The 12,482-nt window shown below is 49.9% G+C and carries 10 protein-coding genes; 6 read left to right on the top strand and 4 right to left on the bottom strand.

Translation table 11 applies throughout. The annotated features are described in order from the left end of the window. Window positions 1–6 precede the first annotated feature (6 nt). From SD10_RS01920 to SD10_RS01910, 3 genes are all read right to left on the bottom strand, one after another. Window positions 7–885: an MBL fold metallo-hydrolase gene (locus SD10_RS01920; protein ID WP_046375440.1), complete on the bottom strand. Its 879-nt coding sequence runs from the start codon at window positions 883–885 to the stop codon at window positions 7–9. Between the two features lie 290 nt (window positions 886–1,175). Next, a complete protein-coding gene (locus SD10_RS01915) occupies window positions 1,176–1,961 on the bottom strand; it encodes a carboxylesterase family protein (RefSeq protein ID WP_046375439.1) in 786 nt (261 codons plus the stop codon). Window positions 1,962–2,252: 291 nt separating this feature from the next. Beyond that, window positions 2,253–3,032, bottom strand: coding sequence for a hypothetical protein (locus tag SD10_RS01910; protein WP_227699117.1), 780 nt, complete (start codon window positions 3,030–3,032; stop codon window positions 2,253–2,255). Window positions 3,033–3,719: 687 nt separating this feature from the next. On the opposite strand from SD10_RS01910, the gene SD10_RS01905 reads away from it, so the two are divergent. Continuing rightward, complete coding sequence (locus SD10_RS01905) at window positions 3,720–4,289, top strand: carboxymuconolactone decarboxylase family protein (RefSeq protein WP_046375437.1); 570 nt, start codon at window positions 3,720–3,722, stop codon at window positions 4,287–4,289. Window positions 4,290–5,182: 893 nt separating this feature from the next. On the opposite strand, the gene SD10_RS01895 is transcribed toward SD10_RS01905, so the two are convergent. After that, entirely contained in the window at window positions 5,183–6,439 is a 1,257-nt protein-coding gene (locus SD10_RS01895) for a hypothetical protein (protein ID WP_046375435.1), read from the bottom strand. 250 nt (window positions 6,440–6,689) lie between these two features. On the opposite strand from SD10_RS01895, the gene SD10_RS01890 reads away from it, so the two are divergent. From SD10_RS01890 to SD10_RS01870, 5 genes are all read left to right on the top strand, one after another. Continuing rightward, window positions 6,690–7,580: an alpha/beta hydrolase gene (locus tag SD10_RS01890; RefSeq protein WP_046375434.1), complete on the top strand. Its 891-nt coding sequence runs from the start codon at window positions 6,690–6,692 to the stop codon at window positions 7,578–7,580. A gap of 71 nt (window positions 7,581–7,651) precedes the next feature. Further along, window positions 7,652–9,289, top strand: a complete 1,638-nt coding sequence (locus SD10_RS01885) for a carboxylesterase/lipase family protein (protein WP_046375433.1) — start codon at window positions 7,652–7,654, stop codon at window positions 9,287–9,289. Between the two features lie 192 nt (window positions 9,290–9,481). Next, window positions 9,482–10,777, top strand: a complete 1,296-nt coding sequence (locus SD10_RS01880; RefSeq protein ID WP_046375432.1) for a CitMHS family transporter — start codon at window positions 9,482–9,484, stop codon at window positions 10,775–10,777. After that, window positions 10,774–12,096: an acyclic terpene utilization AtuA family protein gene (locus SD10_RS01875; protein ID WP_046375431.1), complete on the top strand. Its 1,323-nt coding sequence runs from the start codon at window positions 10,774–10,776 to the stop codon at window positions 12,094–12,096. The genes SD10_RS01880 and SD10_RS01875 overlap by 4 nt, the downstream gene beginning before the upstream one ends. Further along, window positions 12,093–12,404, top strand: coding sequence for an AtuA-related protein (locus tag SD10_RS01870; protein WP_046375430.1), 312 nt, complete (start codon window positions 12,093–12,095; stop codon window positions 12,402–12,404). Before SD10_RS01875 ends, SD10_RS01870 begins: the two co-directional genes overlap by 4 nt. Window positions 12,405–12,482 lie beyond the last annotated feature (78 nt).

Raw genomic sequence — 12,482 nt, 5'->3', positions numbered from 1 at the left:
GTCCGTTTAGTTAATCGGATCGCTTCGCAAAATATCCCAATGCGTTTGCCCCGGTAGAAGGCGATGAACCGGAATCGTTACGTGAAAGGCGGTGCAGAAACGACGAATGGCTTGGTCTATTTCTTCCGCAGAATACCGTGACGAGAAATGGCCTAGAATCAGCGTCTTGATGTTAAGATCAGCAACAGCCGCCAGAACATCTTCCAGCGTACTGTGTTGATTCCGGTTGGTTTCTAATGTAGCAAATTCGGCACGGGTAAGGAATGTCGCTTCGTGAATTAAGGTCTGCGTGTTGTTCCACTGATCAAAATTTTCGGCGGGTGTGTCGCCGGAATAAGCTAGTAAGTTTGTCCTGACTTCATCCGTGAGAGTTTGCCGCCCAAACTTCTCCGCTAACTGCCGCAACGCTTCTCCTGATAGATTGACGAAATCTGATTTAAGCTTAGTTTTTGTCTCGTAAATCTGATAGCCCAGGCTTTTTATTTCATGCGGTTGGGCTTTGACAACGTGATTGTTGCGGGCCGATTGCACAAATAAGTTTTTACGAAGCTGAACGTGTTGCTGATCACCTATTGGATGCCATACCGTTTTTTTTACTCGCCCATCAAATTGTTTTGAAAAGGTCTCTAGTGCTGCAATAGATCCTGCATCGGCTGGATAATAAACGGTGGGAAAGCCGTCGCGGGCGTTTAGTTCATTCAAGCGCAACAGTCCTGTTACGTGATCGCGGTCAGCGTGCGAGAGGAAAATATGGTCAATCTTACGAGATTTCTGTAAGAGCGTAGGGGCAATGCCATCGCCCGCATCGAGTAATAATCGAAGCTCTTCAACGAAATACCATGTTGAAAATAGGGCGGTCGAATAACCAGTTATCGTCAGTATCATTTACGCACGGGGCCTGCCTACTAATACAGCACTATATCCAGTTTGTTTGGCAGCCATGGTGATTTTCTACGTTTTAGGTCCATGGGCTACTCTACTTTTGTGACGCTTTGAGCTTTTAAACCAGTTTACTCTGTTTCCTATGCGACGGATAAGATTGGACAGCTATTAAATAGTGGTCTTAAGGGTGAGATCTTAAAAATCGCTCTTTTCTACCTTGATTCCCGATCACCTTAGTAGCTACTTTACTATACCCCACTCAACCCGTTTAAGAAGTAGGCCAAATCATCCGTTCAGCGTTTTTGCTGGCGAAACAGCCACTCAAATAGGCCGACTTCTGCGTAGGCCTGCTGGACAATGTTGTGGCCAGCTTCAGGGTATTCCGTATAAATAGGACTTCCCCCCTGCCGACGTAAGGCCCCTACCATCAGCCGGGAATACTCCGCTCGGTTGACGCTGTCGGCCGAGCCGTGAAACAGCCACATCGGTATGCGGTAAATCGATCGGGCCCGAGACGTATCGGAAACCGAGCAAACGGGAATGGCCGCCGTAAATAAACTCGGTCGGCGCGTTAGCAGATCAAAAGCTCCTTCTCCCCCACTCGAATAACCAGTGATATACACGCGATCGGTATCAATGGCTAGTTGATGCATCAGCTCATCCATCAGCGATAAGGTTAGTTGAGCAGGCCGGGTTGGCTCAGCCGAAGTGTGTAGACTCTTGGGAAAGTCGGGGAAGTCGACCCATACCTGGTTCTTGGGACATTGGGGCACGAGAATAAAACAGGAATAACGTTGACGACCGGTAGTATGCGTTAGCGCAGCTGGTAGCCGCAACAGCGGCCTCTGGTTGTCATTGCCCCGCTCCCCGTTGCCGTGCAGATACAGCAGGAGCGGATATTTTTTACGAGCGTCGTAGTCGATCGGATACGACAGGCGGTAGCGGAGTGTATCGCCCTTTGTAACGTAGGTGAGTCGAGCAAATTGGTGCTGGTCCGGATCTGAAGGCGTTGGCTGGGCGCTGCTCGTACCCGTTACATGAAGCAGGAGAACCAGCGTGATCAGGAGGCAGGTATGCATGGAAGGTTGTTGGCTAAGCTTGACAAGTTAGTTCTCCAAGCGAAGTAAAGCGGTTCTGCCTGGCTACCCAAGAAAACCTTGCATTTGGTCTGTCCTGAATGCTATTATATAATAATATGGGCGTCTGTTTGAGATGCGACTTTTTAAATCGTGACCGCAACGGCGGACCTTTTTTAATCGCATGCAATGTTCTCTTTTATCGTTTGATTTAACCCAGTAAGCCGATTACCAGACTAGTGAGTAAATAACCTTACACGTTGGCTGAGTGGCAGATCTTACACGATCTCATCATCAAAACCGATAGCCTATGGTCAGGCCAAAGCGGGGAGTAAAACCTTTACGGCTCATGACTTCCGGCAGGACTGACTTCAGAGGGGGACTGCTGCTCGGTAGTTGATAGTGAAGTCCCAAAAACAAATCGACCACGACACGCGGTGTACTTGTCTGTATGCCAGCCATAGCACCAGGCATCCAGACGTAAAGCTGCCGTGTGGTCCTGACTAACGTACCGCTCGGGTCTCGAATAATAGTACCCTGATTGTCGAACTGATAGTCGTCGAGCGTGAGCCCGGAATAGCGACCATATACTCCTGCGTAAAAGCCAGTGGGAGACAGAGGACGCCGACGGAAGTAGTGCCGATATTCCAACGTAGCCCGCTTATAGTGAAATAAACTCGGCAAGGGGTTGTTGGCGTTGTGGTATTCATATGTTTCTGAACCGAAGCCCACACCACCCACCAGCGATGCCCGTTTGGTCAGCATCCGTTCATAAAACACCGATACATCGCCTAAAACAAGACTCAGTGGGTTAATTTTCAGACTATTTTTTCGGGTAGCTGCTGTGTCTGCCGTTGACTGGGCGAAGGCCGTACACAGGCTGATGGCACTAAATAGAACAAACAGGAATATTTTCATTACGAAATTCAGGTGTCCGTCATGGTCTGTCACCAACAAACTGACATCCGCTATTTTTTGCTGCTGTTGCCTGTTCTGCCATTGCCAGCCTGACGGCTTCGTACCGGTTGACAATATTACCAGTTTTTGAGAGTGCGGCAAAATTAACCTTCTCATTGGTACCAGGTTTCATCAGTTGCGTGTGCTAAACCAGCCCCGACTGCATAATGATGCGCTTTAAATTAGCAGGTGTAAGTTTGGGGAAATACGTATTACTAGCCGGTCGAAGGTGAATCCGTCAGGAAATGGGCGGTCCTCTGCCCTATTGACCGCTTACAGGGTGAATTAAACAGGAAGGGAGCAATTTTTGTTTTGGATAAACTTAACCGTCTGAATACTAAGCCTGGTTACTGTAATTGAAAAAAGCGTTTTGTGCCCCTATTCAGATGCAACCAATACTTTCAGGCACCCTACTAGCAGCCCTTTACCGGGGAAGTCTGTTTTTCCTGGCATACGTGCCGGTTTTATTCATGGACCGTACGGCTGGTTTATCAGGAGTCGGTTAATGCCGGTCACAGTTGACAAAAAAGATAAATAATAAGCATTCGTGTACTAGACATTTCGTTAAAGGCTCGATAAGTGAACGTCTTTTCAAAGCCAATTGACTGATTGGGTTAATGACTTCTGACCTTGAAACCGTTCAGGGTCAAATTAGTCAACGACTCTAAAATTCTACATCTTACCACTAGGGGCAAAAATAAACCACGGCCCCGCAAGATTCATTGATTCTTAACTGATACAGCATTGCCTCTCCCAAAAAGCAGTATTATCTTGCCTGGATCTTTGACTTAACTCGTTGATCCAATGCCCCATATTCAATTAGCCGAAGGACTACCCGGTATTACAGGACCCATGGCTTTTAGCCCCCAGACCGCCAAACCGCTGAACGATTTAGCCGAAGTGCTCTTACGCACTAACGCCAGTGACTCATTGACCCAAGGGGAGCGGGAGTTGATTGCTTCCTACGTATCCAAGCGTAATGAGTGCCTATTTTGTTCAACCTGCCACGGCGCTGTTGCCGACTATGTGCTGGGGCCAGAGAAGCAGACCGTTGCCCAAACCTGGGAGGATCCCACAACCGCTCCTATATCGGCTAAACTCAAAGCGCTGCTTGTCATTGCAGATAGTGTGCGGCAGGGTGGTCAGTGTGTCAGCCCTGAGCAAATTACCACAGCTCGCCAACAGGGTGCGACCGATCAAGATATCCATGATACGGTGTTGATTTCAGCCGCTTTCAGTATGTTCAATCGGTATGTGGATGGGTTGGCTACTTGGGCGCCAGCAGATCCGGCCGCTTATGGCCAAATGGGAGCTATGCTCGCTACGCAGGGCTATGCTGCTCAAACACCGTCGGCTCAGCCATCCTCGATTTAAAGGAGCTACGTGGCTGGTCAACCAAGCGGTTATCCAGTTCTATGTCGACTGCGGGCTTACAAGCCTGACGTTATCCTCACCGAGGCTATGCCTGGCGAGCAGGTTATGGGCCTGGATGGATAGAGGTTTACATTTTTAAATAGTGACTTGGCAGCGATCAACCAAAAACACGATCTCAATAATGAGAAGAGTTAGAGAATAACTAAACAGGCCCGGTGATTTAGCCGGGCCTGTTTAGTTATAGAATCAACTGATTATCTATCATTTACTGCTGCATGGCGGTAAAGTTTGAACTTAGGATAGGGTCAGCCTCATAGGGCCTCGCCTGGTAACCGGTACTAAGCCCGGACGCTATCCACAATATATCGCCTATTGTTAACTCGGTACCCGATAGAAAACCGTACTCGGGGGTACGAAACAGCTCCACGCCGTGGGGGATGAGCCGAAACCACTGCTGCTCGCCAATCTCGTTAAACTCATGCGTCGCAACATAGTGTTGGATGTCTCCTCGAGTAAGGGTGGGGATGAGATTGTGTGACTCGGTAATCATGGTAGTACTATTTAAAGATGTTTTTTAATCATATAACGAAAAAAAGGGGTGAAAACGTTTAATAAAACTTATGAAAGCTAATTAAAAAGTCAAGGCTACAGTAACCTTGACTCTTAAAATAGTGAGTTTTCCTTTAATAGATTATGACCCTGACTGCATGGAACAATGACCAGGGTTCCGTTCAAATCGTTACCTAATAGTTAGTCGCCATAAACCAGAAATATCAGTTTATAGCCTTACTCGTTTTAGAATCTAACAACCTGGAACATACTAGGTAAAGTCGTAGCACTTGCTCATGTTTATGTCAAACAGATAATGAATTCTGTTGGCATATGCCTATCGCCTAAAACTTATCCTTCTGCAGGGCGGGAGTAAGAATAACGCCCTCACGGGGCTCTCGCAAGAGAATACTTTTCTCGTCTATCAGCGCTTTTAAGGATTCGTTGGCCAGGGTATCCAGTAAGCGGTATTTCAACTGAAATGTTTTTATCTGATTGTTCGACTGAACCCATTTCATAATCTTACAATGGCAGTTCGCATTTTCCGGCGTATTGGTAATTTCTTCCAGTGACCCACCTTTGCCTTGCTTAATAAACACATTCCGGATGCCGATCATATCATTGCCGTCACCCATATCGAAACTCCAGGTGGTGGCAATGCTGGTAAGGTAGCTCTTTCCTTTATCTAGGCGTAACAGGGCATGAATGGGCGATTCTACGTTACCACTGTTGTTCTTCACCCGCGAATAAATAGATACCAGCGCCGGTGCTTCGAACTGCATGTAACCGATATGGTCGATGTTGGCCCCGTGTCGGTTAAAAATGAAATACCCATTTTTATAGCTAATCTCCACGAGATTATTGGCCACCTGATGAAACCGGTTGGGGTCGTTGGCCCGTGCCTGGGGCGCCCCTGTATAGTACAGCCAAATCCCCGACAGGCTGTCAATCTCGGCCTGCGTAGGTTGGTAAGGCAGAATATTCAGGTCTTTACGAACGGTAGCCCATTCGTTTCGGTCGGCCACCCAGCGAGCGCTGATAAGGCCGAGTAAGGACAGACAAAGGAGCAAACCGACCAGCAACAGTCGTTTCTTCTTCCTAAAATCTTCCTTTAATTGCTTTGTCGTGGCCAATTGCTCTTGCTGGTAAGTGGCCAACTGCTGCCGAAGGGCTTCCTGCTCATCCAACTGCAACGCTACAGATGCATCGACTCCCTCGATAAGATGGGTATCCCGCGGATTTTGGCTAAATCCTTTTCGACCTACGCCATATAGATAAATGTAGCAGGCATCGACCAGAAACGACCGTGGATTAGCCACGAGTTGATGATAAGCATCTTTTACCTGAACGCCCGTTATGTCATATTTTCGGTGCGGGTAGTCGACCTGTTTCGGATTAGGGTCAGGTGGGTACAGATCGTGGTCCAACTGCTGGGCTGTGTTGGGTAATTCGTTGCTGATCGAACTAAGTAGCCTGGCTATGTCCTCGTAGTTTTTTGGATTTGTATTTCGGATAATCCGTTGACCCGTCGTGCGTTCATGCGTGTCTATGACTTTCTCAAGTAAGTACCCGATTTCCTCCTTACCCGTCTTTATTTTCATTTAATACACTCGTTTCTAGGCGTTTATGAAAATTCCGTAGTCTTACTGAAATTTCCTAAAGATACAGCTTCATTTAATAAACCTGATAACAGCACATCCCTACTCAAAACAGCATGATAAGACTGAGCGCGCACTTATATTTGACCAACTCTTCTTTTTGTACAAAAGAATAACAAATAAAGCTCAATCAGAATCTCCCATCCACAACGGTATTGAACCGGTATCAACGTCAAAAATTTACCAGCCAAGTATGCATGCAGTAAAACAGCCTACGCACTCAATTCGGCAGTTACTCTTTTTCATGAGTTTTCTGCTAACCTTTCCACTTTATGCGGCCAAAGTCGATTCACTGGATGTGCCCAGCGTCGTGATGAAAAAGAACCTGCGGGCAGTGGTCGTTTTGCCCGAGTCTTATTCAACTGCCGGAAAAAGTAAAACGACGTATCCGGTGCTCTATCTGCTCCACGGCGGCTACGGCCACTTTAACGACTGGATTCTCAAAACACCTGATAAAACCCTGATTCACCGACTCGCCGACCAGTACAACCTCATCATTGTCATGCCGGAAGGCGAAGTATTCAGTTATTATCTGGATAGCCCCGTTGTCAGGGACAGCCAGTTTGAAACCTACCTGACCAAAGAAGTTATCGCTAAAATTGACAATACGTACCGTACCATCCGCACTCCAAAAGGCCGGGTGATCACGGGCCTATCGATGGGTGGCTATGGCGGGTTGTACCTAGCCACACGCCACCCCGACCTATACTGTGCAGCGGGTAGCATGAGCGGAGCACTGAATCTGGATATGAACACCTGGAAACTTCCACCCGATGCGGCCAAAAATATCAGGGCAGAATTTGAAAAGATTCTGGGACCGTTCAGCCAGTCGCCCGACGGATGGGCCGCTTATTCAGTGGTGGGTATGGCCGACAAAATGAAGACGAACGGGTTGAAGCTGGTCATCGACTGTGGTGTGGATGATTTTCTGATCGAGCCCAACCGGGAGTTGCATCGTCGGCTGGTTTTCAATCAGACACCCCACGATTACAGCGAACGACCCGGCGGTCACAGTTGGGAATTCTGGCAAAACGCCCTCCCCTACCAAGTACTGTTTTTCAGCAAAGTGCTGAACGGAAATTAAGTCGTCAATCCATTATCACGACTACATCACCCATTCCCAATTTTCAAAATACTAGTCAACCAATACTATTCATGAAAATCAAAACAACCCTTTCGTCCCTGCTGGTGATCATGTTCCCACTGCTGGTTGCTGGACAGGCTAAAACCGAATCGACCGACCCCATTGTGGCCGGTAAAGGCATCGCTACTGTACCCACCGAATCCGGTTCGGTCCGGGGGTATGTCCACAACGGCACGTTTACGTTCAAAGGAATTCCCTACGCCAAGGCAGAACGCTTCATGGCGCCCACTAAACCTGATTCGTGGACGGGCGTTCGCTCGTCGATGACGTACGGACCCGTTTGCCCAATGGACGTAACCACGACCACCTACGATGAGATTGAATTTCCCTTTCATCACAATTGGGGATACACCAACGAAAACTGTCTAAGCCTAAACGTCTGGACGCCCGATATAAATACTAGTAAAAAAGGCACTGCTGGACGCCCTGTCATGGTCTGGCTACACGGGGGCGGATTTACGGCCGGTTCTTCGGTTGAGCTACCGTCATACGATGGCGAAAACCTGACCAAAAAAGGAGACGTGGTTGTTGTTACGGTAAATCACCGCTTAAACGTGCTGGGTTATCTGGATTTGTCAGCTTACGGAGACAAGTATAAAAATTCTGCCAATGCGGGCCTGATGGATTTAGTGGCTGCCTTGCAGTGGGTGCATCAGAATATCGCTCAGTTTGGCGGTGATCCCGGCAACGTAACCATCTTCGGCCAGTCGGGCGGGGGTGGCAAAGTAACCAGCCTGATGAATGCCCCTTCCGCGAAAGGTCTGTTTCAAAAAGCTATTGTTCAAAGCGGCAGTTACATCACCAGCTTCACCGAAAGCGAGCTGGCCCGGAAAGTAGGTGCAGCACTACTCAGTGAACTAAACCTGCAGGCGAATCAGATCGATTCACTGCAAAAAATACCGTACGAGCGGCTGAATGCAGCCAGCAAAAAAGCGATTCGTAAAGTAGCCGACCAATTGAAAGCCGACGGAAAATCAGCCGCCGGACTAGGCTGGGGACCTGTTCACGACGGAAACTTTCTGCCCAATCAACCCAATGAACCAGCCGCGATAGCCTTAGCAAAATCGATTCCATTGCTTGTAGGATCGACCAAAAATGAGTTTACCCCTTTCAATCCAAGTACCCGTGACCTGAACATGGAAGGTGCCAAGGCTAACCTGCAGAAAAAATATGGCGATAAAGCAGACGCGTACATGGCCGCCGTGAAGAAGGCGTACCCCGAAACGGTCAAACCCTCTGATTATACGGACATTGACGTCAACTTCCGGCCGCTTACAGTTCAGCAGGCCAATGCGAAAGCCATTCCGGGAGCTGCCCCAGTGTATATGTATCTGTTTACCTGGCAGTCGCCGGTGATGGATGGTATCTACAAATCCATGCACTGTATGGAACTCCCCTTTGTGTTCGACAACATTGACCTTTGCGAAGAAATGACGGGCGGTGGCAAAGCGGCCCATACACTAGCCGACAAAATGAGCCGGGCCTGGATTGCGTTTGCCAGAACGGGCAATCCGAACCATAAAGGCTTACCAACCTGGCCTGCCTATACGCCCGAAAATGGGGCTACCATGATTCTCGACAATACAAATCAGGTAAAAAACCATCCCGATAAAGACCTGTTGCAGATCGCTACGGGAAAAACGATGTAAAAGAGGCTTAGCAGGCTTTTTGCCATCCCGACAAAGGAGGGTCTTCGGTAGCAGGAGTTTTCAGCCTCACCAGAAGATCCCTGCTTTGTCGGGATGACAAAAGGCTATTCGAATAAAGGTTCAAACAGCTTCCTACCCTAAAAAACCAGTTTATCCAAATAAAAAATAACCTTATCCACCTAAACTCACCCCATGCTTTCGTTACTTGGCTTTACCACCATTGCCGTTTTCCTGGTGCTGATTATCACCAAACGATTATCCGTCATTACGGCGCTGGTGTTGGTGCCAGTTATTATGGGCTTTCTGGCGGGATTGGGCCCGAAGGAATTGGGCGAAATGATTTTGGCGGGTATCAAGCAGGTAGCCCCGACGGGTATTCTGCTCATGTTTGCCGTGCTGTATTTCGGGACCATGCTCGATGTCGGCCTGTTCGACCCCATCATTGCGGCCATCATCCGCTTCGTGAAAGGCGACCCGCTGAAAGTCATTCTGGGAACAGCCGTGTTGACGATGATCGTCCACCTAGACGGCGATGGTACAGCGACCTTCATGATTGTTATGTCGGCCTTCTTGCCAATCTACAAACAGCTTGGAATCAATCGGTTGATTTTGACCGGCATCGTCGCATTAAGTGTGGGACCTATGCACCTGGTGCCCTGGTCCGGTACCTCGGCGCGGGCTATTTCAACCTTAAAAACCGATGCCACGCAGTTGTTCAACCCCAATATTCCGGCGATTGTGGCCGGAATAGGCTGGGTGCTTTTTGCGGCCTACTGGTTCGGATTAAAAGAACGGAAACGTCTGGGTATTATTGACCTGGATTATGTGCATCAGGAAAGCCTGACCGATGAGCAGCGGCAGTTTCGCCGACCCCGCCTGTTCTGGGTCAATGCCGCGCTGACCGTTGCCCTCATCACCACGTTGATGAAAGGGTGGGTACCGGCACCGGCCCTGTTTATTTCAGCCGCCATTGTTGCGCTGTTGATCAATTACCCCCGCTTGCCCGATCAGCAGAAAGTTCTCCGAAGCCACGGCAACAACATTTTCATGGTGTCGAGTATGATCTTTGCGGCAGGCGTCTTTTCGGGTATCCTGACCGGTTCCAAGATGATCGACGCGATGGCCACGTCCGTCGTTTCGCTGATTCCCCAGCAACACGCGGCCTGGCTACCCACCCTGACAGCCATCACCAGTATGCCCGCCAGTCTGCTCTTCACGCCCGACGCCTATTATTTCGGGGTGGTTCCTATCCTGAGCCAGACAGCCACGCAATTCGGTATCGACCCGCTGGAAATTGGTCGGGCCGCATTGCTGGGACAGATGACGGTCGGGTTTCCGGTTAGTCCGCTCACGGCCTCGACCTTCCTGCTGGTTGGTCTGGCCGACGTGGATTTGGGCGATCATCAGAAATTTATTCTTAAATGGGCCTTCGGCACAACCCTCGTCATGACGCTGGTAGCCCTGTTAACCGGTTCCATTCATTTATGAAACCAACCGTCCGAATCGGGTGCGGGGCCGGCTTCTCCGGCGATCGGCTCGAACCAGCGCTTGTTCTGGTGCAGCATGGTGAATTAGACTATCTGGTGCTGGAATGCCTGGCCGAACGCACCATTGCGCTGGCCCAGAAACGGAAACGGCAGGATGCCACGCTGGGCTACGACCCGCTGCTGGAACGCCGAATCGAAAGTTTGTTGCCCCATTTGCTGGAAAAGAAAGTACGCCTGATCACCAACATGGGCGCGGCTAATCCGCTGGCGGCTGCCCAAAAAATTGTCGACATCGCTCAACGCTTATCGCTCTCGGTAACGGTAGCCGCTGTCACCGGCGACGACGTGTTCAGTCTGCTTTCGGGCCGTGAAACGGCACTGGAAACGAGCCAGCCCTTGGCCGATTCAGGTACGCTCGTTTCGGCCAATGCCTACCTGGGTATCGATGCTATTTTACCGGCGCTGGCTACGAATGCCGATATTATCATTACGGGCCGCGTGGCCGATCCCTCGTTGTTTTTAGCCCCGCTGGTTCATGAGTTTAGCTGGTCGGTGGATGATTACGATCAATTAGGACAGGGTACCGTGATTGGGCACTTATTGGAATGCGCCGGTCAGCTCACCGGTGGCTACTTCGCGGATCCGGGCCGCAAAGACGTGCCCGACATGGCGCACTTGGGACATCCTTTTGCCGATGTTTCGTCCGACGGCACCGCCGTTTTCAGTAAAGTAGCCGGTACCGGGGGGGCCTTAAGTCTGATGACTGCCAAAGAGCAGCTTCTTTACGAAGTAATGGATCCCAGCCGCTACATGACCCCCGACGTAGTCGCCGATTTCACGTCGGTTCGGTTGGCTGAAACGGGTCCTAATCAGGTCCGCGCTTCGGGGGGTTGTGGGCAATCCCGACCCAACACCTTGAAAGTCAGCGTAGGCTACGAAGCCGGTTTTATCGGCGAAGGCGAAATTTCCTATGCCGGTTCAAACGCCCTTGGCCGGGCGAAACTGGCCGGAGTTATTCTCCAGGAACGATTAAAAGACCGGTTCACGGATTTACGAATCGATTACATTGGCAGCACATCGGTCCATCGAACGGCCTTTGGACATTATCCGGACCCCTATGAGATTCGGCTTCGGGTGGCCGCAAAAGCAAAAACGGCGCAACAGGCGGCTTTGGTTGGCGAAGAAGTCGAAGCTCTTTACACCAATGGCCCGGCCGGCGGGGGCGGAGCCCGTAAGTACGTTCATGAACTGGTGGGTATCGTCTCGACGCTCCTGGACCGCCATCGACTAACGCCACAGGTAACGCTATTTCAATCATGACCATCAAACTTTATGACATCGCGCATAGCCGGGCGGGCGACAAAGGCAATACGCTGACGCTCTCGCTCATTCCATACAAAGCCGACGATTACCCGTTACTCTGCGCCCAGGTCACAGCGGAAGCCGTCAAACAGCATCTGGCCGACATTGTGGCAGGTAACATTATCCGGTACGAATTGCCCAACCTGCCCGCGCTTCAGTTTGTCTGCCAACAAGCACTGACTGGTGGCGTTACAACCTCGCTCACAATGGACACGCATGGCAAAAGTCTTAGTTATGCACTGCTGGAAATGCAGATTTCTGGCTGACCTTTCGTAGCATGACCGACACGAACCTTGTGGTCAACTAACCGCCAGTTCCAACGGTAGTAAACCCGAGTCCTGCTT

The sequence above is a fragment of the Spirosoma radiotolerans genome (genome assembly GCF_000974425.1).
Classification (GTDB): domain Bacteria; phylum Bacteroidota; class Bacteroidia; order Cytophagales; family Spirosomataceae; genus Spirosoma; species Spirosoma radiotolerans.
Note: the sequence above shows the minus strand (reverse complement) of the source record. Positions and strands in the feature narration are given on the sequence as shown.